At 39.2% G+C, this 25,502-nt stretch carries 23 protein-coding genes; 3 read left to right on the top strand and 20 right to left on the bottom strand.

The features are described 5' to 3' along the window. Positions 1-149: 149 nt before the first annotated feature. The gene (locus A5N88_RS02775) at positions 150-1,151 is read right to left on the bottom strand and encodes a DUF2515 family protein (protein ID WP_066262772.1); all 1,002 of its coding nucleotides are present in this window, start codon (positions 1,149-1,151) and stop codon (positions 150-152) included. 112 nt (positions 1,152-1,263) lie between these two features. Here A5N88_RS02775 and recU point away from each other — a divergent pair, with 112 nt between their 5' ends. Continuing rightward, positions 1,264-1,875 carry a Holliday junction resolvase RecU gene (gene recU, locus A5N88_RS02770; protein WP_066262771.1) on the top strand — a complete coding sequence of 204 codons (612 nt, stop codon included), beginning with the start codon at positions 1,264-1,266 and terminating at the stop codon, positions 1,873-1,875. A gap of 453 nt (positions 1,876-2,328) precedes the next feature. Further along, a complete protein-coding gene (locus A5N88_RS02765; protein WP_066262769.1) occupies positions 2,329-5,160 on the top strand; it encodes a transglycosylase domain-containing protein in 2,832 nt (943 codons plus the stop codon). Positions 5,161-5,212: 52 nt separating this feature from the next. Here A5N88_RS02765 and A5N88_RS02760 read toward each other — a convergent pair whose 3' ends face one another. The 17 genes from A5N88_RS02760 to A5N88_RS02675 form a co-directional block, all read right to left on the bottom strand. Then, entirely contained in the window at positions 5,213-5,722 is a 510-nt protein-coding gene (locus A5N88_RS02760) for a YpoC family protein (RefSeq protein ID WP_066262767.1), read from the bottom strand. A gap of 3 nt (positions 5,723-5,725) precedes the next feature. Further along, positions 5,726-6,376 carry an endonuclease III gene (gene nth / locus A5N88_RS02755; protein ID WP_066262766.1) on the bottom strand — a complete coding sequence of 217 codons (651 nt, stop codon included), beginning with the start codon at positions 6,374-6,376 and terminating at the stop codon, positions 5,726-5,728. A gap of 309 nt (positions 6,377-6,685) precedes the next feature. Beyond that, the gene (locus A5N88_RS02745) at positions 6,686-7,387 is read right to left on the bottom strand and encodes a DnaD domain-containing protein (protein WP_066270176.1); all 702 of its coding nucleotides are present in this window, start codon (positions 7,385-7,387) and stop codon (positions 6,686-6,688) included. Positions 7,388-7,628: 241 nt separating this feature from the next. Continuing rightward, the gene (locus A5N88_RS02740; RefSeq protein WP_066270174.1) at positions 7,629-8,807 is read right to left on the bottom strand and encodes a pyridoxal phosphate-dependent aminotransferase; all 1,179 of its coding nucleotides are present in this window, start codon (positions 8,805-8,807) and stop codon (positions 7,629-7,631) included. A 37-nt stretch (positions 8,808-8,844) separates the two neighbouring features. Then, a complete protein-coding gene (locus A5N88_RS02735; protein WP_066262763.1) occupies positions 8,845-9,324 on the bottom strand; it encodes a cell wall elongation regulator TseB-like domain-containing protein in 480 nt (159 codons plus the stop codon). 12 nt (positions 9,325-9,336) lie between these two features. Next, a complete protein-coding gene (locus A5N88_RS02730) occupies positions 9,337-9,507 on the bottom strand; it encodes a YpmA family protein (protein WP_066262761.1) in 171 nt (56 codons plus the stop codon). A 300-nt stretch (positions 9,508-9,807) separates the two neighbouring features. Next, on the bottom strand, positions 9,808-12,618 hold the full coding sequence (gene dinG, locus A5N88_RS02725; protein WP_066262759.1) for an ATP-dependent DNA helicase DinG: 2,811 nt from the start codon (positions 12,616-12,618) through the stop codon (positions 9,808-9,810). Positions 12,619-13,035: 417 nt separating this feature from the next. Further along, complete coding sequence (gene panD, locus A5N88_RS02720; RefSeq protein WP_066262757.1) at positions 13,036-13,422, bottom strand: aspartate 1-decarboxylase; 387 nt, start codon at positions 13,420-13,422, stop codon at positions 13,036-13,038. 12 nt (positions 13,423-13,434) lie between these two features. Next, positions 13,435-14,292 (bottom strand): pantoate--beta-alanine ligase, encoded by an 858-nt coding sequence (panC, locus tag A5N88_RS02715; protein WP_066262754.1) that lies wholly within the window; start codon positions 14,290-14,292, stop codon positions 13,435-13,437. Between the two features lies 1 nt (position 14,293). Further along, positions 14,294-15,127 (bottom strand): 3-methyl-2-oxobutanoate hydroxymethyltransferase, encoded by an 834-nt coding sequence (panB, locus tag A5N88_RS02710; protein WP_066262752.1) that lies wholly within the window; start codon positions 15,125-15,127, stop codon positions 14,294-14,296. Positions 15,128-15,654: 527 nt separating this feature from the next. Continuing rightward, complete coding sequence (locus A5N88_RS02705; protein ID WP_066262750.1) at positions 15,655-16,638, bottom strand: biotin--[acetyl-CoA-carboxylase] ligase; 984 nt, start codon at positions 16,636-16,638, stop codon at positions 15,655-15,657. Then, the gene (locus A5N88_RS02700) at positions 16,608-17,816 is read right to left on the bottom strand and encodes a CCA tRNA nucleotidyltransferase (protein ID WP_066262745.1); all 1,209 of its coding nucleotides are present in this window, start codon (positions 17,814-17,816) and stop codon (positions 16,608-16,610) included. The genes A5N88_RS02705 and A5N88_RS02700 overlap by 31 nt, the downstream gene beginning before the upstream one ends. Beyond that, the gene (gene bshA, locus A5N88_RS02695) at positions 17,809-18,969 is read right to left on the bottom strand and encodes an N-acetyl-alpha-D-glucosaminyl L-malate synthase BshA (protein WP_066262737.1); all 1,161 of its coding nucleotides are present in this window, start codon (positions 18,967-18,969) and stop codon (positions 17,809-17,811) included. Before bshA ends, A5N88_RS02700 begins: the two co-directional genes overlap by 8 nt. Further along, positions 18,954-19,673 (bottom strand): bacillithiol biosynthesis deacetylase BshB1, encoded by a 720-nt coding sequence (bshB1, locus tag A5N88_RS02690; protein WP_066262736.1) that lies wholly within the window; start codon positions 19,671-19,673, stop codon positions 18,954-18,956. Before bshB1 ends, bshA begins: the two co-directional genes overlap by 16 nt. Next, positions 19,670-20,080 (bottom strand): methylglyoxal synthase, encoded by a 411-nt coding sequence (mgsA, locus tag A5N88_RS02685; RefSeq protein WP_066262733.1) that lies wholly within the window; start codon positions 20,078-20,080, stop codon positions 19,670-19,672. The genes bshB1 and mgsA overlap by 4 nt, the downstream gene beginning before the upstream one ends. A 36-nt stretch (positions 20,081-20,116) precedes the next feature. Then, on the bottom strand, positions 20,117-20,917 hold the full coding sequence (dapB, locus tag A5N88_RS02680) for a 4-hydroxy-tetrahydrodipicolinate reductase (protein WP_066262730.1): 801 nt from the start codon (positions 20,915-20,917) through the stop codon (positions 20,117-20,119). Between the two features lie 19 nt (positions 20,918-20,936). After that, on the bottom strand, positions 20,937-21,275 hold the full coding sequence (locus A5N88_RS02675; protein WP_066262723.1) for a nucleotide pyrophosphohydrolase: 339 nt from the start codon (positions 21,273-21,275) through the stop codon (positions 20,937-20,939). Between the two features lie 995 nt (positions 21,276-22,270). Between A5N88_RS02675 and A5N88_RS02670 the strand changes: the two genes are divergently transcribed. After that, positions 22,271-23,143, top strand: a complete 873-nt coding sequence (locus A5N88_RS02670; protein ID WP_066262720.1) for a YitT family protein — start codon at positions 22,271-22,273, stop codon at positions 23,141-23,143. A gap of 139 nt (positions 23,144-23,282) precedes the next feature. Here A5N88_RS02670 and A5N88_RS02665 read toward each other — a convergent pair whose 3' ends face one another. Next, positions 23,283-24,470, bottom strand: coding sequence for a DHH family phosphoesterase (locus A5N88_RS02665; protein WP_066262718.1), 1,188 nt, complete (start codon positions 24,468-24,470; stop codon positions 23,283-23,285). Between the two features lie 315 nt (positions 24,471-24,785). Further along, a complete protein-coding gene (locus tag A5N88_RS02655) occupies positions 24,786-25,472 on the bottom strand; it encodes a zinc metallopeptidase (protein ID WP_066262716.1) in 687 nt (228 codons plus the stop codon). Positions 25,473-25,502: the final 30 nt, after the last annotated feature.

Genomic DNA, 25,502 nt, shown 5'->3' with positions numbered 1-25,502 from the left:
GTTTACAATAGCAACAAAGTTTACGAAAAAAGCCTTAAGCTAATTCTTTTGAATCGGCTGTTTCAAAAGCCTATTAGCACAGCTGAAAAATGATCTAAAAACGAATGATTATCAGCATAGAACATAAACAGAGCCTTTATAATAGTCCCTTAACAATCCCCTAATATTCCTCTCTTTAACAAAACCATTCTTCTCATTTTCTTTTGTTTTTCTAAAAACCAGTCTGTTACCTGAATCGGATGCAATACAGATATGGGAGGCAGTTTTTGTTCTTCAGTGTTTTTCTTTAATGACCAATCCATCTGCTCATGCAGGTGATGTTCGATAATTGGATAAACCGTGCGCAAATAGGGTGTGTCCCTTTTCTTTATTTCCATATACTTTTCATAATCAAAGCGGGAGCCTGTATGTTCAGTGTGGAACGCAAAATCATAAAAATAAGGATAGAGATCTGGATGAAATAAAATGGAAGCCAGTCTTCGTCCAAGGTGAATTCTTTCTTCTAACTTCCTGAATTTATCCACACTTGCGCCATATAAACAGCCGTTTCTTGTAGGAAACAAAACACAGCTAAAATGAAATAATTCTTGTAATTTGAACAATTTCGTACTGAATACCCTCTTTTTAAAAGTAGAATGGTTGATAACAGGTAAGTGAATGATATTTTGTTCATTTATAATCAACGCTGTCATCAGTTTGTCCTCATCTTTGGAGCATAGGAATGACTTCCATTCCTCCACCATAAAATCAGACACAAAAAAATCTTTTAATAAATGAAGCAATGGACGTTTCAGGAGCTTTGAATAATGATAAAGAAGAAGCTGAGGATATGCATCGTGAAAAATAAGCCAATTTGCTCGTTCATAGGTTAAAAACAAGTCGGTTCTGCATTTTTTGCTAATTAGAGAAGGCAGGAAATCCCCTTCTAAATCCCCCATATTCCATCCAGCATTGCGGGATACCATTGAAGCTAGAAAAGACCACTTAATTTCAGGATGAAGTAAATAAAAGTTTTGATACTCTTTTGTTCGTGATATATTATCAAGATTAGCCTTATAGGTCTGCTTCCTTATTTTTTGAATAATTTGCTGATCTGACAAATTAAACGAGATATTCGGAAAAATAGTTTGAAAAAGAGGGTTTTCCTTCATAAATTGAGCTCCATTTCTTGTTGTAGGTTTATCTTGACGGGAAATCAAACTTTTTATTCACTCATCCTTTGTCTTTTTCTGCTATGATATAATTTAGTTTGGGGTGAGATAAATGTACTTACGTTATCCGAATGGCAAGCAATTCGACCTAAAGGAAACCGTCATAAAGAAGGCTGAAAGCACGAAAAGTATTTCATACAGCAATAGAGGGATGACGTTGGAATCCGATTTGAATATTACCAATCAATACTATTTAGAAAATGGTATAGCCGTTATACATAAAAAGCCTACACCTGTTCAAATAGTTAATGTGGATTACCAGTCACGAAGCACAGCTGTTATTAAGGAAGCCTATTTTAAACAGCCCTCTACAACGGATTATAATGGAGTTTATAAAGGGAGATATATTGATTTTGAAGCAAAGGAAACGCAAAACTCAACCTCATTTCCCCTGAAGAACTTTCATGAGCATCAAATAACTCATATGAGGCAAGTAGCAGCGCAAAAGGGAATCAGCTTCGTCATTCTCCGCTTTTCTAAAACGGATGATCTTTTCCTCCTTGAATGCCATCATTTATTTACCTTTTGGGAAAGAATGACGGCAGGAGGCAGAAAGTCCATTACCAGAAAAGAAATTGAACAATTGGGGCATGCCATTTCAATCGGATTGAACCCCAGAATTCCTTATCTTTATATTGTTGATCAGCTATTTTTTAAAATATAGCTGATTGCTTCCGGTTTCTTAAAAGACATATGTCCGGGTCAGGCAGAAACTACAGACGTGTGTAAAGAAAGGACTTTTTCACTGCAATCATTATACTATTTAAATCTTATTAAAGTCTCTTTTCGTCCACGATGACCGGCAAATAGGATCTGACCACTGACTATTAAAAAGGCAGCTATCAATGCGGTAACAGCCTTTTAACAGAAAAATTAGTGCTCATTTTAGACGTATAAGAGAAAAAGATTTACAATATTATAAATGGTTATTTGTTACCTCTAATAGAAATTACCTAATCACATAGGAAACAATAGAGATTTTTCTCTCTCTGAGTTAAGATAAAACAAATGCATAAGCATTAACATGCTTATGCATTTGACCTGCAAAAAAACGAATGGTAATCTTTTCTTTGTTTTTCCTCTTAAACTCCTGATTAGGTAAGAAAGGAAGTATTATATGCCAGAAAAATATCAAACACGTGAGGAGCGCCGAAAACAAAATCATCAATCGGCGAATAAAAAACCAAAGGCTAAACGCAAAAAATGGACATTCTTCAAGCGTTTGGTCCTTGCAGTGTTTCTCCTAGGACTTATAGGATTAATTGCAGGCATTTCGACTTTTGCCTATTATGTGAGCAGCACTCCAAAATTGAGCTCCATTGTATTAAAGGATCCCATTCCGTCCCAGGTATATGATGAAAACGATAAACTGATCACAACCATTGGATCAGTGAATCGCAAGTATATAACCTATAATCATATCCCTAAATTATTGGAAAATGCTGTTCTTTCAACAGAGGATGCACGTTTTTATGAGCACCATGGAATAGACCCTATCCGTCTTGGAGGTGCAATCCTGGCCAATTTCAGAAGCGGTTTTGGATCAGAGGGCGCAAGTACGCTTACCCAGCAGGTCATAAAAATGTCCACTAAATCCAGTGAAAAGACCCTTAAACGTAAGGCACAGGAAGCTTGGCTTTCCCTTCAGCTTGAAAAGCATTATACCAAGCACGAAATCTTTGAAATGTATGTAAACAAGGTGTATATGTCTGATGGAGTTAATGGCATGGAAACAGCTTCTGAACACTATTTCGGTAAAACCTTAAATCAGATTGATTTGCCTGAAGCAGCTTTACTTGCAGGTATGCCGCAGAGCCCTAACAATTACAATCCATTCCTGCATCCGGACTATGCAAAGAAAAGAAGGGACATTGTCTTATCCCTAATGCTTCGCAATAAAAAGATTACCAAAGAACAAATGCTTAAGGCGCAAGCTGTTCCTATTACTCACGGACTTGTAAGCAAAGATCAGCGTCAAACACCTCATAATAAGTACGATGCATTTATTAATCTTGTCATAAATGAAGTGGAAAAAATGGGAGATTACAACGTTTATTCTGACGGTTTGAAAATTTACACAACGCTGGATCCAAAAGCTCAGGCTTACACAGAAAAAATGCTCGATACCAATGATGTGGTCGATTTCCCGGATAAAAAATTCCAGGCTGGTATAACCCTTTTAGACACTAAAACGGGGGAAATCAAAGCTGTGGGGGGCGGACGTAATGCCCAGGTTCAAAGAGGATTTAGTTACGCATCAGATATTCAGCGTTCTCCTGGATCCACAATCAAACCGATTCTAGATTATGGTCCAGCCATTGAATACTTAAAATGGTCTACGTACCAACAGACACAGGATACACCTATGAGCTATTCGACAGGACAAAAGCTTAATGACTGGAATAAACAGTTCATGGGGCAAATGTCAATTCGTAAAGCATTGTATTTATCAAGAAATATTCCGGCTGTACGAACTTACCAAGAAGTTGGAGCTGATCATGCCAAGGAGTTTTCAAGTAATCTTGGTTTCAATTTTAATACGCTGCAATATGAATCATCTGCTATCGGCGGAGGACTTGGTGTCTCACCACTTCAAATGGCAGGAGCTTATGCTGCTTTTGGCAATAATGGAATTTATAATACACCACATGCAGTCAGAAAAATTGTCCTTCGGGATGGCGATACCGTTGTGAAAAACAATCCGGATCCTAAAATTGCCATGAAAGACTATACTGCCTACATGATTACCGATATGCTTAAAGATGTGCTTACGAAAGGAACTGGGATACAAGCCAATGTTCCTGGCCTTCACATTGCAGGTAAAACAGGGACAACCAATTTCTCTGATGCTGATGTACAAAAATACAATATTCCTGAGGGAGCTGTAGAAGACTCCTGGTTTACAGGATATACAACAAATTATACGATATCCGTCTGGACCGGATATCCAGATAACCATTATATACCAGCAGGAAGTGAACAAAAGATATCACAGGTACTATTTAGAAATTTGATGTCCTATGTTTCTGAAGGCAAAGATACACCTGACTTTAAAATGCCAAGCAGCGTGGTAAGTGAACCGATTGTAGATGGATCCAACCCGGCTCAATTAGCAGGCCCTAATACCCCAAAAGACAAAATTGTCAATGAATTATTTGTAAGGGGGCAGGAACCAACTCAAGTATCTCAACAATATTCTCAGCCGGATGCCCCTCAAATCAGTGGACAATATGATAAGAATAAAAATGAAATAGATGTAAAATGGAGCTACTCGAAATCGGGTGCACAATTCAATTTATCTGGAAGCATTGATGGTTCGAGCCAATCGTTTGGCACAACTAGCAATACATCCTTTACCATACCAAATCCTAAGCCTGGTTCTACCTATACCATTTCCGTCACAGCGGATGTAAATGGCAGCGAAAGCAAACCAGGGAGCGTAACGGTAAAAGTACCAGATCCAAATGCAACTAAAAATAATAGCCAAGGCAATAACAGCGGTCAAGGCAATAACAGCGGTCAAGGCAATAACAGCGGTCAGGGCAATGGCAATGGTCAAGGCAATAACAGCGGTCAGGGCAATGGCAATGGTCAAGGCAATGGCAATGGTCAAGGCAATGGCAGCGGTCAAGGCAATGGCAGCGGTCAAGGCAATGGCAGCGGTCAAGGCAATGGCAGCGGTCAAGGCAGTGGCAACGGCACTGGCAACGGCCCTGGCACTGGCAACGGCACTGGCAACGGCACTGGCACTGGCAACGGCACTGGCAACGGCCCTGGCACTGGCAGCGGTCAAGGCAATGGCAGCGGTCAAGGCAATGGCAGCGGCCCTGCCACTGGCCCTGGCAGTGGCAGCGGTCAAGGAGATGGCAAAACTCCAAAACCTCCTAAAAATGACGGCAAAACAAGCCAGCCAGACCAGCCTGCAAATGTTAATGGTCAAAACGGCTGATATTTATTAGAAAACCAAATAAAAAGACATCTTCTTGAAAGAAGATGTCTTTTTACTTGGTTAAGTTTCTTTTTCTCATTACTTTCTTTTTGGCACATTGCTTTAATTGTTCTACAATTAATTCATTTAATTGAATAAACGCTGTAAATGATTGGGCATTCTCAAAGATAAAACCCAGCCTTTCCTCCATATTTACTGCCTTCCACTGAAATCCTTTTATTTTTTCTCTCCAGCTTAATGGAGTTACCGGTTCAGCATTATACCAAAACAAAATGGTCAAAAGGAAAGCCATTCCGCATCTCATTCCTTCATATGTATCCTGCCGACGGGATCGAAAGGATACCTTAAGCTCTTCTCTTATAGCATTCCACTCATTTATAAGAGGTTCGATCCAAGGCTCTTCATCTTTCCAGGGCTGAGAAAATTTCATGTTATGAAAAAACATCAACTCATGAGGAAAATATCCTCTTTCCTTCAGTCCTTTTCCTTGAATTTGAATATCCACATAATCATTAGGAAAGAAAAAGGAATTCTGAAGTTGGCTTGGTACTTTTGCCTTCATCTCCTATATTCCTTTCTTCATCCGTTTTTTACCTTCCCTGCAAAGGTCTAAAAGAGGACAAGACGGACATTGAGGAGATTGCGCCTTGCAATGATAACGTCCAAAAAAAATAAGCCGATGATGCGATACAGCCCACTCTTCCTTGGGAAGCTTTTTCATCAGAGCATTCTCTACCTCCAAAACACTATCTTTCCACCTGCATATCCCAAGACGCTTACTTACACGTTCTACATGGGTATCTACTGCTATCGCCGGTTCACCATATGCAACAGATACTACTACATTGGCTGTCTTCCTGCCTACCCCGGGAAGGTTTATGAGTTCATCTCTGTCCGCAGGTACGTGACCGCCATATTTATCAAGAATCATAGCACTCAATTTTTGTATATTCTTCGCTTTATTTCTAAACAGTCCAATGGACCGAATATCATTTTGCAGCTCTTCCAATGGGACTGCAAGATAATCCTCAGGTTTTTTATATTTCTGAAATAGACTGACTGTCACTTTGTTAACGAGCGCATCCGTGCATTGTGCAGATAGCAAAACAGCTATAACCAATTCAAATGGGTTGGAATGATTAAGTTCACAATGTGCATCTGGGAACATTTCTCCCATTTTTCCCAGACAGTATTGTACTTGCTTTTGATTTAGCATGCGGCCCCTCCTTATTGAAGATTTTTACCAGTTTCTTAGGAAAAATTAATTAAGCTATATAGATGGAACTTGCGTTTTTCTTATAAATGGATTCAGGCACTTGCTTTGCGCGGGGCAAACGGGAAGCCTCCTTGAAGCAAATTGCGCCTGTGAGGTCTCCCAATACCTGCTTGTCCCGCAGGAGTCTCGTTTACCCGTTGCCATCACCAGAGCATACACCACGACTATTGCAAATTCAAACCATAAAAGTAAGAAAAATGTTCTTGAAACAGGTTCAAGAACAAGTAAAGCTAAAAATAAAAAAAGTGCCTATTGTTCCAGCCAATTGTAGAACGGCACAGTTGCAGAGCTTCTTTGAGCTTGATTTGATTTTGACCGTTTTTGCCTAAAGTTTTCTCCGTAATTACGGGCTTGGTCCAGTGTTTTGATCCCGTTCTTTTTCCATTCAAATAGGATTCGATCTATATAACGAAAATTCAGTTTACCAGAAATAACAGCTTCTTTTAACGCTGCTTTAATAATGGACGAATCATGTTGGTCTTGATCAAGCCACATTGACAATGTTTCACATTCAAGCGGTGATAATGGCCGTCCAAATTCTTGCTCAAATGTTGTGTACAGATTAGATTCCTGTGTAAGACTTTTTTCCAGCTCATCCTGTTTGCTTTCGTAGATCAGCTCGTCTACAAGTTTTAACCAGAGAGGTTTAAGTGTATATTTCTCAAAGCCTATCGAATCCTGCTGTACCCCCTCATCTATACCAATAAATTGATTCTGTACTAATTTTTTAAGTATGGATACACAAGTATTGCCTGAAACGGTCATTCGCTCTGCAAGTTGTTCAGGAGTTGGAAAAAAGACTCCTTTTTCCATAAAGGAATGGACATGAAGCAGCAGAACCAGTTCAGTCTCATCAAGCCCTATCTGTTTATATTTTGACATAAGCAACTGAGGAACCTGTATCGTTCCTTCCTCTATCCATGTCATCATAATTTCTTTTTCTTTCACCATATTGGACACCTCGTACTCAGTATACCATTTTAAAACTCCAAAAAGGAACGAAATTTGATTTCCATATATCAACATTCTTTTTCTCTCTCAAAGTCCCCTAAACAGATATTTCATTAAACAAAGAGCTTGAAATTTGAGTTTCAAGCTCTTTGTTATTGGGTTTATGCATATAAAAGGCTTTACGCTAAAATTTTAAAAGTAATCATTCGGGAATAGATTAGTATTCGCAGCTTCTCTTTTTTTAACGTCCGCTTACAAATACAGCCATCCGGTCAATTGCTTTTTCTAAAAGCTCAAGCGATGTTGCATAGGATAAACGAATGTAGTCAGATGCACCAAAGCCGGATCCTGGTACGACTGCTACTTTTGCTTCCTCTAATAGTGCAGCTGAAAAATCATCAACTGAATCATACCCCAATGTTACAGCTGCCTCCTTAACATTCGGGAACAAATAAAATGCTCCCTGAGGCTTTATACAAGTAAAGCCGGGAATGCTGATGAGCTTATTGTAAATAGTATTCAACCGGTCTTCAAAAGCTCTTCTCATCTCTTCAACAGGCTCTTGTGATCCATTATAAGCAGCCAAAGCCGCATACTGAGAGGACGTAGTTGGATTAGACGTAGAATGACTGGCTAAATCCGTCATTGCTTTAATAATATCTTTATTTCCAGCTGCATATCCTATTCTCCAGCCAGTCATGGAATGGGACTTGGAAACCCCATTAATAATAATGGTGAGTTCTTTCAGTTTATCAGATAGTTGAGCTATGGAAATATGCTTGTTTTCCCCATAGATTAATTTTTCATAAATTTCATCTGAAACGATTAATAATTCCTTCTCAACACAAATTGCTCCAATCGCTGCAAGTTCATCTTCGGAATAAATCATGCCCGTAGGATTGCTAGGAGAATTAATGATAATGGCCTTTGTTTTTTCAGAACATGCTTCTTTCAATTGTTCAGGCGTGATTTTAAAGTTATTGTCCTCTTTACCCTCTACAAAAACCGGTACTCCACCAGCCAGCTTTACTTGTTCCGGATAGCTTACCCAGTAAGGAGTAGGAATAATGACTTCGTCTCCTTCATTCAACAATACCTGAAAAAGAGTGTATAATGCATGCTTGGCTCCATTTGTAATGATTACTTCGGGCTTAGTATAATCGATTCCCTGGTCATGTTTAAATTTTGCAATAACAGCTTCCTTTAGAGAATCCAATCCACCAGCAGGCGTATATTTCGTTTGTCCCTGTTTCATGCTTATATAAGATGCCTCAATAATGTGGGATGGAGTATTAAAATCAGGTTCACCTGCACCAAGACCAATCACATCAATACCAGATGCCTTCATTGCTTTTGCTTTAGCAGTAATAGCCAATGTTGTGGAGGGTGTTAAAGTGCTTACCCTCTTTGCCAGTTTAATCGCCACTTAAATCATCCTTTCATTATGCTTGGAGTTTTTAAATGTTCTCAATTAATTTTGTATAGTTGCCGGTTTTCAAAAAGCTTATATAAAAATAATTTAACTGTGAGGAGCTATCCAAAAAGGAGATTTCCCATACTGGTTCATTATTATCCAAACCAAGGCTTACTCCCATTATTTTTTTAGGGTGTTTTTGTGACTGCAATGCCTGTAAAGCAGCCTTCTCTGATATCCCATCTGACCATTTATAAACGACAGGATTGGAAGGCTGCTGTCTTGGAATCATGACCGCCACTTTCTGCCCGCTTTTTTGTTTACCAACAACGGTTAAATAAGAATTAGTACCATTATATAAATAAAATTGTTCGATGTCTTTTAAATCCGCTTTGGATTTTGCTATTTCTTCTGCCTTTTTCTCAGCGGCATTGTAAGGTTTTCTCGCCTGGATATAAACATTAATGAAAAATCCCAAAATAATTAAAAACACCACAATTAGACTCAAAATCCATTTTTTCATCACTATACCTCATTATGTACGATAAATTGTAAAGATAGCTTTTGTTTTATCCTGTTGATCCAGTGCCAATCCAAACATAAGATTGTTCCGCTTCAGAGTCCTGTTTAGTACATCGACAACTTTATACAGGTTTTCTTGGTAATCCACTGTAATAGTCGATAAAATTTCGATATCACTTTCCATGTTTATCCCCCTTTATAAACAAATTTTGTTACTAATATAGCCTAATTTGAAGGCTACACTATTATTAAAGAAACATTCTTTTTCATTATAACAGTAAAAATACCATTCAATATGTGCTATGGCATACAAAAATCAACGATTTCTAGTCCACACTTCTTTGCGCTCTTTTTAAGAGCGCATTTTTTAGAAAGACTGTTGTCAGTTGTTGCATTCTATACAAAGGATAACTCCTTATGTTGTCTGTCCTTCGCGGCATCTTTTCGTAAGACTCTCTTTAGTTCTAATACTGAACCTGGTGAATTAAAGCCAGGTATCGACAATTTCCAGAATTTCATTTAATGACGAATGATGTATGGAAACAGGAGGAATGGAGCGAATAAATTCCTTTCCATATGCAGTGGTTTCAATTCTTCTGTCAAAAACAATCACTAGGCCTTTATCTGATTCAGTTCTAATAAGTCGGCCGAAGCCCTGTTTAAACCTTAGGACCGCCTCAGGCAAAGCGTATGCCGAAAATGGATTTTTCCCCAATTGCTTCATATATTCATTTTTAGCTTCAGTAAGAGGTTCATCCGGAGGGGAAAACGGCAGCCGTACCATAACAAGGCAGGATAAATCTTCTCCTGGAATATCAATCCCCTCCCAAAAACTGTTCATCCCAAAAAGAATGGACTTTTCAAATCGCTGAAAGTTTTTAGTCAATTTCGTTCTGCTTCCTGCAGAGATTCCCTGTGCAATCAACAAATAATCATCCAAAAGGCCGCTTTGCTTCATCAAATCATACGTCAGCCTCAAAAGGTCATACGCAGTAAATAAAACAAGCATTCTGCCTTTTGTTGCCTGAGCAATCGGGATTAAATGACTGGCCATTGCTTCCGCATATTCTAAGGTCGATACCTTCCTGATTTCAGGAATATCATTCGGTATGATCAGCTTGGCATTTTTTTTATAATTAAATGGTGAGTCAATTTGTTTGATTATAACATTTTGAAAAGAAGCCAGGCCTATTTCGTCCATAAAGTAACGAAAAGAATGGTTGATAGTCAATGTAGCCGAAGTTAATACGGTACTTTTCATTTTACCGAAAAATTTTTCTGCCAAAGTATCTTGGACTGTAACCGGCTGTGATCGAATATAAAGACTATTGGGAAGAGAACGCGTATCTCCTTCCAGCCATATCACGGTCCCTTTTTCCGGCATTACAAATAGGTGGCGTACATTCTCCTCAAGCTTTGTCCATTCCTCCATAAACGTGTATGCTTCTTCAATGAGCGACTGATGCTTCTCGCTTAACGTTTTGTTATTTTTCTCGGCCTTCTTTATCCTTTCGTAAATGACACCCCGTGAAGATTTTAGTGAAGACACCACTCTTTCAGCACACATTTGTACTGCCTTCCAACGCGGTTCCTGCTGTCTGATGGAATCAAGGCGAATCTGAAGCTTTTGAAATTGTTTTTGTTTTGCTTTAGTTGATTTTAGAAACAGCTGTGAAAGCAACTGGAATAAAACATCCAAATCCTCTTCAAGGGAAATTAGAATTGAATTCAGGTGAGCCGCTTCAACCTCCTCTATGCTTTCACTTTTACTCAATAAGGAGTACAATCTTGGAAGCAATGATTGGTTATCAGATGATTTTGCTTTTGATAATAAAAATTTGCATGCCACATACTTTAAAGACAATCCAAAATACTGCCTGGCTGACCTTTCAAAATGATGTGCCTCATCAATTACCGCATACTCATAATCAGGAAGGATTCTATTATCCTTTTCGATATCTGCAAGAAGCATGGAGTGATTGGTTATGATGATATTGGCTTGTTCTGCATTTTGTCTTGCCTGGAGATAAAAATCCTTATGCGCCCAAGGATCACGCGTATGAGAAAGGTGCCAGCCATCTTGTTTAATGCGATTCCAATATATTTTTCCACCGCTGGACAAATTCAGTTCATCCATATCGCCCGTATTGGTTTTGGTAAACCATACCAAAAGTTGCATCTTGGTCAATACAGAATCATACTGCAGATCTTCCTCCTTCAAAGATTGTTCGAACTTAAACATATTGGGATAATGGTTTCTCCCTTTTAACAAAGCCGCTTCAAAGGGGAGAGAAACCATCTTTTTCACTGCATTTATTTCATTTTGAAGCAGCTGCTCCTGCAGTTGAGTCGTATAGGTGCTTATAATGACTTTTTTCTGCCTTTGGACAGCAAAAAAGATGCAGGGAATCAAATATGCCAAAGACTTTCCTACTCCTGTTCCTGCCTCTATTACTGAATGCGTGGATTTCTCAAATGAATCATGTACAGCATCCATCATTTCAAACTGTCCATTACGTTTCTGGTAATTTTTTATGTACTTTGAAATGACTTTTTCCTTATCTTCAGGTGTGTAAGGATAAGAAGAGTTAACACGGTATTCGTGGGGAGCAGCTTTTAATGAGTCTTTACGTATTGCTATACCCCGGAAAACCTCCAAATCAAGCGGAAGGTCAGATATTTGATGCCTTTTTTCCTTCAATATTTCCCGAAAAAACATGTCAACATTGCTTTTTAATGCAGGAGAAAGTTCAGTAAGCTTTTCAAGTGTAACTAACGGAAGAGAGCGGGCTAATTCTGTAAACTTCAGCAAAATTTCTGCTGTCACATAAGCGTCGCTGTCGGCTTGGTGAGGTCTGTCATGAACAAAAGAAAAGTACTCTGCCAGGTCTATCAGTTTGTAACTATAAGCAGTTGGGAGAAGTATTTTAGCCATTTCAACTGTATCAAGCGCGGAAACATGGAAAGCCGGATATCCTGCATTTTCAAACTCACCTTTTAGGAAATTGAGATCAAACAGCACATTATGTGCCACAAAGATCCTGTCATGTAATAATGAGTATATTTCAGCAGCTACTTCCTTGAAAGTAGGAGCATCGTTAACCATTTCATCATGAATCCCCGTTAATTCCTCAATAAAAGCTGGTATGGGTATTTCCGGATTTATAAATGTAGAATATTGGTCTATAATTTTTCCCTCATCAATAATGACTGCCGAGAATTGTATAATTCTTTCTCCGCTTTTTGGGGAATTCCCTGTTGTTTCTAAGTCTACTACTGCAAATTGATGTGTCATCTCTATCACCTGTTTTAATTAAGGCTGTTTTCGTTTTTTAATTAAGGCTGTTTTCGTTTAAATCATATGTATCCTTGGCAATTTTTTAAAATAACCGCTTTATTTGCAGGCGAACCATTCCCAAAAAGTTTTTTCTATGAAATCAGGTGAATGAGGGTGAACGTTATGTCATTGATCTATAGAAATTTTTGATTTAAGGTACTCTGCCTTTTTATATTTATTTAGTTTATCACACACTATACATTAACATCTACTTTACCACACAGAAGTATAATGCCGAAAAATCATTTTTCAAAAGTACTGCGTGCTGAAATATTTTTATTCAATGAACTTATCGTAGTATTAAGCTGTTTAACCCTTTATAAAAACTGTAAAAACAGCTCCTAACCATTTATTAGGAGCTGCACATCATCATATTTACACCAAAACAGTGGATTCAGGCTCGTATGATATCATTTCTTTAATCGAGTTGTTCTGATCCAATAAGGCAATCCGTGGTTTATGTTCACTAACTTTTTCTTCTGGTACGAGTGCATATGAAATGATTATCACTGTATCACCAACCTGAACCAACCTTGCTGCAGCACCGTTCAGGCAAATGACTCCGCTTCCACGTTCACCAGAAATGATATAGGTCTCTAATCTCGCTCCATTATTATTATTTACAATTTGCACTTTTTCATTAGCAACCATTCCAACAGCATCTAAAATATCCTGATCGATCGTAATGCTGCCGATATAATTTAAATTTGCTTCCGTAACAGTAGCTCTATGAATTTTTCCATTCATCATTGTGCGAAACATTGGTGTGTCCTCCTAAAAGTCCATATTTAAAATCAAATTATCGATTAATCTTGCTTTTTCAAATTGAACAGCTATTGCTATAATGGCTTTTCCTCTTATATCAAAAAAGTCAATGGGTTTAAGTGATGGATATGCATATATTTCAACGTAATCGATTTTTCCGTTAGTCGACATGGAAATATGACTTTTCACGAGTTCTTCAATCTTCGCTGTAGACTTTTCCCCTTCGGCTACGGCTTCCTGTGCCTTTTTAAGAGCCTGGTAAAGCTCAGATGCATCTTTCCTTTCCTTTTCGCTTAAACGTACATTTCTTGAGCTTTTGGCTAATCCATCCTCTTCACGGACAGTCGGGATTTCTACAATTTCAATAGGAAAGAATAAATCATCAACAATTCCATGTATCACTGCAACCTGTTGAGCGTCCTTTAAACCAAAGTAAGCACGGTTTGGCATAACCAGATTGAAAAGTTTGATTAGGACAGCTGCCACGCCATCAAAATGTCCTGGCCTTTTTTTCCCGCAAAGTACATCCACTCGTTCTATCACTTTTATATCAAGAGATAAGGGATTCGGATACATTTCTTCAACGCTTGGAATAAATAAACAATCTACACCTGCTGATTCCGCTAAAGCTGTATCCCTCTCTGTATCACGGGGATAGGATTCAAAATCTTCTCCTGGACCAAATTGCAGAGGATTCACAAATATACTCATGACAACAAGGTCATTTTGCTCACGCGCTGCTTTTGCGAGTGTCAAATGTCCTTCATGCAAATATCCCATTGTAGGTACAAATCCAATGCTTTTTCCCTGTTTCTTATTTTCAAATACAAGAGATGCCAATTCCCTTCGAGATGTAACAACGTTCATGTTATTTCCCTCCATACAAAGCAGTCAATTCTTCTTCTTTCATTGTGTAGGTATGTTGTTGTTCCGGAAAAAGGCAAGCTTTTACTTCCATTACATATTGTTCAATTCCGGCAAGCATTATTTCATTTGCATTGCTGTACTGCTTCACAAATTTGGCAACCCTGTCCACACCATATGCCAGAAAATCATGATAGACGAGAACCTGGCCGTCTACACTGCTTCCTGCGCCAATTCCAATTGTTGGAATGTCGAGTTGGTTCGTTATTCTTTCAGCCAGCTGTCTTGGCACGCATTCCAAAACCACTGCAAATGCTCCAGCCTCCTGGCATAATATAGCATCATCTAGCAATTGATTGGCTGCCTCAGCTGTCTTTCCCTGAACCTTATACCCGCCCAAGACACCTGCCTTTTGAGGTGTTAATCCAAGATGAGCCATAACGGGAATACCTGATGAAGTTAAGGCCCTTATCATGTCTACCACTTCTCCAGCACCTTCCACTTTTACAGCATGGGCTCCGCCATCCTGGACAAGCTTCGCTGCAGATTTCAGGGTTTCCTCACGATTCAGGTTGTAAGTCATAAAAGGCATATCTGTTACGATAAACGTATTTTGGCTGCCTCTTTTTACAGCTTTTGTATGGTGTACCATGTCTTCAATTGTAACTGGGACAGTGGATTCGTAACCCAATACCACCATTCCGAGTGAATCGCCAACAAGAATCATATCCACGCCTGCTTGTTCTGCAAGCTTAGCAGAAGGAAAATCATAAGCAGTAATCATAGCAATTTTTTCACCGGACAATTTCATTTTCAAAAAATCTGTCGTTTGTTTCAATTCGTTTATCCTCCATTCTTTCCTCTTAGAAAAAATATTTTTCGTTTTTCCAAGATTCATAATTTCAGAGGAAACCGAAACAAAAACTCATACAGAAAAGGAGCACTTCCACAAAGGCAGAAGGCTCCTGAATAGTTGCACATTTTGTTTCGACCCTCTGTCCCCGTCCTTAGCGGATCAAGGCAGAACTATTTAATTAATTTCATACATTGCAAGGTGCAGTTCCATGTGGATACTACCCAAAGAGAGTATAACAAATATTCATATATCCCGCCATTATTATTTATTAGCTCTGTTAATTTTCTATGTTGAAAACTGCTCGTTTTTTAGCTCATTCTTTTACCTGCGCTAAAAAGGCGTGTGAAACGTAGGTTTCACACGAATGAGAAAAATACAACAGAGTTCTTTAACATTAGCCTATTTATTAAAAATGAGTCCGAAAAATGTGTGATGCTGCTCATTGGGAAAATCGCTTTAATGGCGAAAACATCCTGCAAATCAAGATTGAAAAACTCTTCATATTTTTTTTAGGGCATCATTTCAATATCCGCAGAATAAATATCATGTATTTGTCCGTTCCCATCCTCTACTTTAAGGACGCCTTCATCAGATATACCTACAGCACGCCCAGATATTTTTCCAGTCAGAGTGTGGGCAATAATGTTTTTCCCTAAGCTTAGTGCGTAGCTTTCCCAAAGTATTTTTAAAGGAGCAAAGCCTCTATCCATATATATTTGATAATATTTTTCAAGCTTTAATAAGATGCACTGGACAAGTCCGGCTCTTGAGATTTTCTCTCCTTTTTCTACAAATAAAGAAGTCGCAATGTGGCGAAGCTCTTCTGGAAAATCTTCTTTTTCCTGATTTACGTTGATGCCGATCCCAATGATGATTGCGTTAATGCGGTCAGAATCTGCCTGAAGCTCTGTAAGAATACCGGTTACCTTTCGGCCGCCCATAAGGATGTCATTCGGCCATTTGATACCAGGATAAAGTCCGCATACTTCTTCAATAGCCTGCACCACCGCTACTGCTGCAATAAGTGTGAACTGAGGAGCCATAATGGGAGGAAGTTTGGGCCGCAGCACAAGGCTCATCCATATTCCTGTGTACTTTGGAGAATACCATGTCCTGGTTAATCTGCCCCTTCCGTTCACTTGTTCCTCTGCAATGACAAGCGTTCCTTCCGGGCACCCTTCCATTGCAAGCTGATGGGCAATTTTTTGGGTGGATTCTGTGGACTCCAAATAGTGAATAGACTGTCCAAGAACTTTTGTTTGCAGGCCAAGCCTGATTTCATTTTCATTTACTTTTTCAGGTGTTGTAATAATTCTGTATCCCTTCCTACGAACGGCTTCGAGTTCAAAACCATCTTTTCTTAACTCTTCGATATGCTTCCAAATCGCTGTTCTTGAACATCCGATAATTTCTGCCAAGGCCTGTCCAGACAAAAATTCGCCATCTGCCGCAGAGAAAGCCTCTAATAATCGCTTTCTGGTGGTTGACTGCATGTTTGAAGCCACTCCTTTATTGCACCTTTATCGTTTTTTACTTTTTTCAAAAGAATGCTCCTTTGAATTTCATGTAACGCTTTTTTTATCCAAGGACCTGCAGGCTTATTGTACCAATCCATCAAATCAGTCCCAGTTACTGTAATTTCACTTTTATCCTTAATGACCATTTGATTAAACAATTTCTCAATACTGGGCAGCAATTCTTCAGGAGATTTTTTCTGAAGGATTGCATAGACAGCCTCAATATCCATTGCGGCTTCCCTTTTAACTTCAAACAACGCTGGTATCGTCCACTCTTTTTTCATGCGCAGTTTTAACCCTCTTGCCAAACTGGAAAGATACTTTATCTTCTTAGACGGAAGCTTCCACTTCTTTAAAAAATCCATTGGATCCTTGGGATTCATTTCAAAAAGCAGCAGCAGCCAAAGCTGGTTTTCATTTAATAGATCCATTTGATAGGCAGTACATGTTTCCAGAGCTGTTTTGCCCTCTTCCATACCAGGAAGCATTGTGGACAATCCAGTTTTTGCCAAGATTTCATATGCCTGCTTTTTATGGGGGCCTTTAAGAAGCTTTTGAAATTCTGCAGTAATCCGTTCTATTGATATGTTCTTTAATAGCCAGGCATTTTTGCAAAGTGCCGCTTCCGTTTGAGGATCGAGTATAAAGCCCAGCTGGCTTACGAATCGGACTGCTCTCATCATTCGTAAGGCGTCCTCGTTAAACCGTTCATCAGCAGGTCCCACTGTTTGAATACGCCTTTTTTCAAGATCTGCCTGTCCATTAAATGGATCTTGTATTTCGCCAAAACGATTCATGGCGATGGCATTCATGGTAAAATCCCTGCGTCTTAAATCCTCTTCCAAAGAGCGGATAAATCGAACCTCACCAGGGTGTCTAAAATCCTGATAATCAGATTCAGAGCGGAATGTTGTCACTTCATAGGTTTCTCCATTTTCCTGTATCATGATGGTCCCATGCTCTATCCCCACATCGATGGTTTTCGGAAAAATGGACTTTATTTCAACTGGAGTTGCAGACGTAGCGATATCCACATCTGCTATGGGCCTATCTAAAAGATAATCCCGAATGGAACCTCCTACAAAAAAGGCTTCATAGCCTGCCTCTTCCACTTTTTTTAAAATAGGAATTGCTTTTTTAAACTGTTCATGCATAAGGATGCCTCACCTTTGGTTCACTTTTTAATAAACGATTATAAATATCTTCATACTGATTGATTATTTTATCTGAGCGGAATCGTTGGTGAACCATTTCCATAGCGTTTTGCGAGAACTGTTTATGGATAGCGTCATCCTGTAAGAGGTAAAGTGCCTTTTCATAAAAATGATCAATATCTCCCAGGTCACAAACAAAGCCATTTTTTCCATTCTCAATAACTTCAGGTATTCCCCCAATATTCGTACCAATGCAGGGTACTCCGCATGCCATGGCTTCAAGTGCCACCAGTCCAAAGCTTTCCTTTTGAGATAACAGAAGCATAAGATCACTCATAGAATATAATTCTTCCAGTTTGTCCTGCTTTCCTAAAAGCAATACATATGGTTCAAGATTGAGCTCTTTCACCAGGCGGCAGACCACCGTCATTTCCGGTCCGTCCCCAACAAGAAGAAGCTTTGAAGGAACCTTTTGTATAACTTTCGCAAACGTTTTTACAACATCCTGTACTCTTTTCACAGCTCTAAAATTTGAAACATGAATCAATACTTTTTCATGAGGCAGGATTCCATATTCCTCACGCAAATGCTCGGAGTCCACCTTTTTGAATACCCGCTCGTCAATAAAGTTATAGACCGTTTCAATATCCTTATCAGGATTAATCAATTCACGTGTCTGTTCAATCAGGGCATTTGAAACAGCTGTTACTGCATCCGATTTCTCAATCCCAAAACGGATTGATTCGGTTAAAGATGGATCATAGCCAAGTACGGTAATATCCGTTCCGTGAAGCGTCGTCACAATTTTAAGATCTGTTCCGGCCATTTGTTTGCCCAGTATGGCACATATGGCATGCGGGATTGCATAGTGAACATGCAAAATATCCAGTTTTTCCCTTTTGACAACTTCTGCCATTTTACTTGCAAGTGCAATGTCATATGGAGGATATTGAAAAACAGAATAGTGATTGACTTCTACTTGATGATAGTAAATATTATGATACATTCGGTTCAGTCTAAATGGCATACTGGAAGTAATAAAATGAATTTCATGTCCTCTTTCAGCCAGAATCTTTCCGAGTTCTGTCGCGATTACCCCTGAACCTCCGACTGTTGGATAGCAGGTAATCCCGATTCTTAGTTTCTTTTCCATTCGTTAATCACATCCAGATCGACTAATAATGGCTTTTTAGAAAGAAAGCCTTCTGCGTATTTTACATTCACTTCTTTTCCAAATAACCTTTCGCGTGCTTTGACCGATTCTATATACCCATCTGTAAGCGGCGTTTTCACCCCATTTTCAGCGAGTTGAAATTGGCTTTCATAAGCGTTCAGGCTATTAATTTTTATATCCATATAATTTGTTACGTCCACAACAAAATCAGGATGGTGAAAGCCATTTATCATATAGTAATAAAGGCTTTGCGGTCTGTAATATTCATAATTTTGTTCGGGAGCATATTTGCGGATCCCACTTGAGAAAAAGGCTTCTTCTACTAACCGGCCGCAATGGCCGTGATCAGGGTGCCTGTCTTCAAAAAAAGGGGCAAACACCGTTAAAGGTCTGTACTTTCTTATTATTTCAACAATCTCTCTTATGTACTCATCCCTCAGAAAAAGACCTCGATCCGGAATGGTAAGGCCAATGCGTTCTTTGACGCCAAGCAGTTCGGCTGCTTTCTTCGCCTCGTCTTTCCTTGAATCGACTGTGCCGTTTGAGGATAACTCTGCCTCTGTTAAATCACAGATCACCACCTCTTTCCCCATTGCTGCCCATTTAGCAATGGAACCGCCCATGCCGATTTCGACGTCATCAGCATGGGCTCCAAAAGCCAAAATATCAATTGAAGGCTTCATTCCTTTTTTTCACCTCTTGCCACCTTGCGCCAATCCAAATCACCTTTTTCAAGTCCTCTTATCAGTACTTCTGCTGTACCCAAATTAGTTGCGAGAGGAACACTATATACGTCACATAAACGAAGAAGAGCGGATACATCAGGTTCATGCGGCTGTGCTGTAAGCGGATCTCTCAGAAAGATAATCAGATCCATTTCATTTTTAGCAATTAACGCCCCAATTTCCTGGTCTCCCCCATAAGGGCCGGATTGAAAACGATGAACTTGAAGACCTGTTGCATCCATTATTTTTTTACCGGTTGTGCCAGTTGCAAAAAGCGTATGTTTGCTGAAGATTTGTTTATATGCTGTCGAAAAACGGATTATATCATCCTTTTTTTTATCGTGGGCAATTAGTGCAATATTCAAGTGGATCACTCCTTTAATTTCTTTTGGTCCTGCGTTTTAATCTAATATATTCTCTAATCCATACACTAAAGTATCCAATTTCATTACTGTTTCAACACATACGCTAACGCCTGACATAAAGGAATCGCGATTATATGAATCATGGCGAATGGTTAACGTCTGTCCATCAGCGCCAAACAACACCTGTTGATGGGCGATTAATCCCGGCAGCCTTACACTGTGAATATGCATGCCATCGACATTTGCTCCTCTTGCTCCTTTTATCGTTTCTTTTTCATTAGGATGGCCCTGCTCCTTATTTCGGCGTGCTTCTGAGATCATTTCAGCCGTCTTCACTGCGGTTCCTGATGGAGCATCTAATTTTTGATCATGATGAAGTTCAATAATTTCTATATCTTGGAAATACTTTGCCGCCATTTTTGAAAATTTCATCATTAAGACGGCACCAATGGCGAAATTAGGGGCTATGATGCAGCCAATTTTCTTCTCTTCCGCTATTTCTTTCAGCTCATTTAGTTGGTGGCCAGTAAAACCGGTTGTTCCGACGACAGGACGAACGCCATATTGTAATGCTGTTTTTGTATGTAAATAACCCACTTCAGGAGTAGTAAGATCAATCAGTACATCTGCATTGCTTTTTTGCAGACATTCTTCTAAATTGGTATAAATAGGTACATTTGCGTATGCATTTTCGTCTACCTCAGAAAGAAGCTTGCCTTCATGCTTGTGATCAAGTACGCTTATTAATTCAAACCCTTCTGCTGCCATGACCATTTTTACAGCTTCTTTTCCCATTCTTCCACGCGGCCCTGCAATAATTACCTTCGTAAGATTCATTTCAATTCCTCCTGCTCCATTATAACTGTGTATCTTTTTTCGTCCATCTATCCTTATCTCTTGTGCTAAATTTGTGCATAACCCGGTCGTGGGCCTTTTGCATGTCAATATCCAGCGAATTCGCCAGGCACATTAGAACAAATTGGACATCACCAAGTTCTTCTTCAATCGTTTTTTCTTTTTCAGTTGATTTTTTGGTTTTTTCTCCATAGTAATGGTTAATTTCCCTGGCAAGCTCGCCCAATTCTTCAGTCAGTCTTGCCATCATGGCAAGCGGGCTAAAGTAGCCTTCTTTAAATTGACCTATGTATTGATCCACTTCCAATTGCATTTGCCGGATGGATTTATTCTCTTCCATGTCATACACCTCACACTAATGTTAGCTAAATACTACAGGAAAAACAAATGGTAGCTCTTAAGAAAAGCACAAGTGCCTTGCTCATCGGCGTACGGATTTCAGAGTCTTCGACTGAGATAAAGGATACACAGCGAGGTCACTCACGAGCTGATGTTGACTTATCGCAGGGAGAAGACGTAGAAATCCGCTAGCCGATAGGCGCTGGAGCTAGACAGAAGAAAAGCACAAGCGCCTTGCTCATCGGCGTACGGATTTCAGAGTCTTCGACTGAGATAAAGGACGACACAGCGAGGTCACTCACGAGCTGATGTTGACTTATCGCAGGGAGAAGACGTAGAAATCCGCTAGCCGATAGGCGCTGGAGCTAGACAGAAGAAAAGCACAAGCGCCTTGCTCATCGGCGTACGGATTTCAGAGTCTTCGACTGAGATAAAGGACGACACAGCGAGGTCACTCACGAGCTGATGTTGACTTATCGCAGGGAGAAGACGTAGAAATCCGCTAGCCGATAGGCGCTGGAGCTAGACAGAAGAAAAGCACAAGCGCCTTGCTCATCGGCGTACGGATTTCAGAGTCTTCGACTGAGATAAAGGACGACACAGCGAGGTCACTCACGAGCTGATGTTGACTTATCGCAGGGAGAAGACGTAGAAATCCGCTAGCCGATAGGCGCTGGAGCTAGACAGAAGAAAAGCACAAGTGCCTTGCTCATCGGCGTCGGATTTCAGAATCTTCGAGTATGATAAAGGAAACACAGCGAGTATACTTTCTGGTCCTTCAAAAAACAGGAATCCTCCTTATTGCCACTGCTCTTTTCTTCTTATATAATAGGACCCTGTGATAAACACCGCAATATTAACACGAGTTAAGTATATACTAAGTACCACAAAAGAGTGAAATCTGATATCCTTTAAATGAGAGGACTTAAATATACACATTTAATGAAGAGAATGTTTTATACAACAGATAAAGAAATTCACACAGGGGGACAACATATGTTATCAGGATTAAAATTGAAAAACATCTTTTTTATTTTATTGGGGGCAGCAATCTTTGCATTTGGTGTTGTTCACTTTAATATTCAAAATAAATTAGCAGAAGGCGGTTTTACCGGTATCACACTTCTTCTTTTGAATTTATTTCATATAGATCCTTCATACTCCAATCTTGTACTCAATATTCCTGTCTTTATAATTGGCTGGAAGCTTCTTGGCAGAAAGTCATTTCTTTATACAATCATTGGAACAGTAGGAACTTCTCTTTTCTTATGGATCTTTGAACGCTATCATTTTCATATTCCTTTAAGTGACGATATGTTCCTGGCCGCTTTATTTGCAGGGGTTTTTATCGGTATTGGACTCGGAATTATCTTTCGATTTGGAGGTACTTCAGGTGGAGTAGACATCATTGCGAGGGTAGCCTTTAAATATAAAGGATGGGCAATGGGCAGAACAATGTTTATGTTTGATGCATGTGTAATTATCCTTTCCCTTCTGACTTACTTAAATTATAGACAAGCAATGTACACACTGGTTGCTGTTTTTGTTGGAGCCCGTGTAATTGATTTTATGCAGGAAGGGGCCTATACCGCTAGAGGAGCCTTTATCATTTCTGAAAAACATGATGAAATTGCTACCCAAATACATCAGATTATGGACAGAGGCGTAACCATTTTAAGAGGTCATGGCTCTTTCAGCAAACAAGACAGAGATGTTCTTTATTGTGTAGTCGGCAAAAACGAAATTGTCCGTTTAAAAGGCATCATCAGTTCAATTGATCCGCATGCTTTCGTTTCCGTTACTGAAGTTCATGACGTACTGGGTGAAGGCTTTACCCTTGATGAGAATAAAAAACCGATTGAGGTATAATTAGTCATACCATGGTTCAGCCGACTAAAAATAGGCACTGCATAAATTGCAGTGCCTATTTTCTGGAGTTAGACGAAGACTTCATTGGTTGATGAACGGAAACCTATATTTATGAAGAAAATGTCTTTATAATTAATTCTTATTCATGGATCCCTATCTTTGCTTTAATCCCAAGCAAGTAGCTTACAAACTTATCATCTGTAACCAGGAAAGCAGCATGATGAAGCTTTATATCCTTTTCCGCTTCATAAAAGGATGTATACCAAGAGATTTCCTTATGTTTCTTTTCAATTCCCCAACCCTTTTCTTCCTGATAAAAAATAAAAAAGGATTCACCTGAAGGATTGCTGTACAGGCTTCCTGATTCATTTTCTTTTATATTAAACCGATTTTTATGCGCATCTTGTCTTAAAGGCTCTGAATGAAAGGTCTTATCCACGAAAGAAACAAATGCTTCCGGTGTTAATTGGCAGCCTGATGCCTTTTTATGGCCCCCGCCTCCATATTCCCCTGCAATCTCAGAGACGTCTACGTGGTCATGAATTGTCCTAAAGCTTATCTTTTTCCTTCCAGCCATAATAATGGCGATATAATCCAGATGAGGAAATTCCTTCGAAAGCTCATTCCCCAGTTCCGAATGATAGGATTCAGCATGTACGACTCCGGCATTATAATTGTGGATTAGAGCCTGGTACACTTCTCTTTTCTTCCCTCTTATGTAGCGCTCAACTCTATTTTCCTCAATATCCAGAAGTTTTGTTTCCAATTCATCAAAACAAAACTCTCCCTGCATACGAAGCTTATTCAGCATTTTTTCTTCGAATTCCTCTATTGAAAACATATAAAATAAGTCATTCAGTCTTTTGGCTTCCAGGTTTTGATTCTTTTCCCATTCCCACGTATCATATAACCTGACCAATTCAACAAATTGGAACAGTGCAGATGTGAAATGTATATTATGCTTTTCTTTTAAATAATGTAAAAATAAAGAAGTGGCAGAAGCGAGTTTTCCCTCTTCCTCCTGTGTCTGAACATGCGCCCAATCATGGCGGTTAAGGTGCTCAGCCGTTTTATGATGATCAATCAATACTGCGTTTCCTCCAGCCTGGACAAAAGCAGAAATTTTTTCTTCATTTTTTTCGCTTACAGATAAATCTGTCACGATTAACGTGTTCTCTTGATTTTCCTGTTCCAAGAACATCTCCACGCGGGAATTCAGATTGGAAATAGAACAATAATAGACATGAATCTGTTCCCCAAAGGCCAGTTTAGCAAGAATACCGCATCCTATACCGTCTAAATCATTGTGTGTAAAAAGCGTGTACATATATAAATCCCTCCATCACTATGTATAAACATAACATTCCCTTTTTGTTTATGATATAAATACTAAAAATAATTTACCCATTCTTAACCTAGTTCAATGGCTGGTATTCCGATGCACAGTCTGCTTTCAGATTCATTGCTGCTTATGAACTATTTAATAAAATCCTTCCTTTTTTCAGTCTGCGCTGCATTTTTTCGTAAACAAATCACTTGCTTTTATACTAATACTTTAATCATTTATTTATGGCAACAAAGCGAGAAAAAAGGTCCGATTCAAAAAGGAAGGGATGATTCTAAAATCATCCCTTTTCCAGAACTATTGTCTATTATTATTGGACATATTTGAGAATATGAAAAGCAGCCTTAAAAGCTCTAATACAGCAACTGCAGCAGCAGCAACATATGTCAGGGCAGCTGCATTTAATACTTTCCGCGCCTCATGCTCTTCGCGGTTATTAATAATCCCAAGTGTCACAATTTGGTCCATAGCTCTGGATGAAGCATTGAATTCTACTGGCAGTGTAATAAGCTGAAAGAGCACTCCCAGAGACATAAGAATGATTCCCAGGAGGAGCATTCCCGACAAATGGGAGAACAGGCCAATCATAATGAAGATCCAAGAAGCATTTGTCCCTATATTGGCAACAGGCACTAGAGAATGGCGAAAACGAAGAGCGGCATAGCCTTGTTTATCCTGTATTGCATGGCCAACCTCATGAGCAGCAACCGCTGTTCCTGATATTGAACCTCCAAAGTAGTTATCTGTTGACAGATTTACCGTTTTATTTGCCGGGTTATAGTGATCACTTAAAAATCCATTATGTTCTAATACTCTGACATCATATAATCCGTTCTCGTCAAGGATTCTTCTCGCCACTTCTGCGCCGGTCATCCCTGAGGTAGATTGCACCTTTGTATACTTATTAAACGTGTTTTTAACTTTAAACTGAGCCCAAATTGGTATGATTAATATGATAATATAGTAAATCAAATATGCTCCCATTTCAGCCTCCGTGTTCATGTTAATACAACC

Origin of the sequence: Heyndrickxia acidicola (assembly GCF_001636425.1) — a bacterium.
In the GTDB taxonomy this organism is placed as follows: domain Bacteria; phylum Bacillota; class Bacilli; order Bacillales; family Bacillaceae_C; genus Bacillus_AE; species Bacillus_AE acidicola.
Note: the sequence above shows the minus strand (reverse complement) of the source record. Positions and strands in the feature narration are given on the sequence as shown.

What these genes read in the sequence shown, in the direction of transcription:
- dinG (WP_066262759.1), bottom strand. Translation starts at nt 12,618, where the DNA reads ATGACACATCAATTTGCAGTAGTAGACTTAGAAACAACAGGGAATTCC.
- A5N88_RS02700 (WP_066262745.1), bottom strand. Translation starts at nt 17,816, where the DNA reads ATGCATGAACAGTTTAAAAAAGCAATTCCTATTTTAAAAAAAGTGGAA.
- bshA (WP_066262737.1), bottom strand. Translation starts at nt 18,969, where the DNA reads ATGGAAAAGAAACTAAGAATCGGGATTACCTGCTATCCAACAGTCGGA.
- nth (WP_066262766.1), bottom strand. Translation starts at nt 6,376, where the DNA reads ATGCTAAATCAAAAGCAAGTACAATACTGTCTGGGAAAAATGGGAGAA.
- A5N88_RS02745 (WP_066270176.1), bottom strand. Translation starts at nt 7,387, where the DNA reads ATGGTGAAAGAAAAAGAAATTATGATGACATGGATAGAGGAAGGAACG.
- A5N88_RS02670 (WP_066262720.1), top strand. Translation starts at nt 22,271, where the DNA reads ATGTTATCAGGATTAAAATTGAAAAACATCTTTTTTATTTTATTGGGG.
- panD (WP_066262757.1), bottom strand. Translation starts at nt 13,422, where the DNA reads ATGTTTCGCACAATGATGAATGGAAAAATTCATAGAGCTACTGTTACG.
- A5N88_RS02760 (WP_066262767.1), bottom strand. Translation starts at nt 5,722, where the DNA reads ATGAAGGCAAAAGTACCAAGCCAACTTCAGAATTCCTTTTTCTTTCCT.
- A5N88_RS02730 (WP_066262761.1), bottom strand. Translation starts at nt 9,507, where the DNA reads ATGGAAAGTGATATCGAAATTTTATCGACTATTACAGTGGATTACCAA.
- panC (WP_066262754.1), bottom strand. Translation starts at nt 14,292, where the DNA reads ATGAACGTTGTTACATCTCGAAGGGAATTGGCATCTCTTGTATTTGAA.
- A5N88_RS02735 (WP_066262763.1), bottom strand. Translation starts at nt 9,324, where the DNA reads ATGAAAAAATGGATTTTGAGTCTAATTGTGGTGTTTTTAATTATTTTG.
- A5N88_RS02675 (WP_066262723.1), bottom strand. Translation starts at nt 21,275, where the DNA reads ATGGAAGAGAATAAATCCATCCGGCAAATGCAATTGGAAGTGGATCAA.
- A5N88_RS02765 (WP_066262769.1), top strand. Translation starts at nt 2,329, where the DNA reads ATGCCAGAAAAATATCAAACACGTGAGGAGCGCCGAAAACAAAATCAT.
- bshB1 (WP_066262736.1), bottom strand. Translation starts at nt 19,673, where the DNA reads ATGAAGCCTTCAATTGATATTTTGGCTTTTGGAGCCCATGCTGATGAC.
- A5N88_RS02775 (WP_066262772.1), bottom strand. Translation starts at nt 1,151, where the DNA reads ATGAAGGAAAACCCTCTTTTTCAAACTATTTTTCCGAATATCTCGTTT.
- recU (WP_066262771.1), top strand. Translation starts at nt 1,264, where the DNA reads ATGTACTTACGTTATCCGAATGGCAAGCAATTCGACCTAAAGGAAACC.
- dapB (WP_066262730.1), bottom strand. Translation starts at nt 20,917, where the DNA reads ATGAATCTTACGAAGGTAATTATTGCAGGGCCGCGTGGAAGAATGGGA.
- A5N88_RS02665 (WP_066262718.1), bottom strand. Translation starts at nt 24,470, where the DNA reads ATGTACACGCTTTTTACACACAATGATTTAGACGGTATAGGATGCGGT.
- A5N88_RS02705 (WP_066262750.1), bottom strand. Translation starts at nt 16,638, where the DNA reads ATGCAGTCAACCACCAGAAAGCGATTATTAGAGGCTTTCTCTGCGGCA.
- A5N88_RS02655 (WP_066262716.1), bottom strand. Translation starts at nt 25,472, where the DNA reads ATGGGAGCATATTTGATTTACTATATTATCATATTAATCATACCAATT.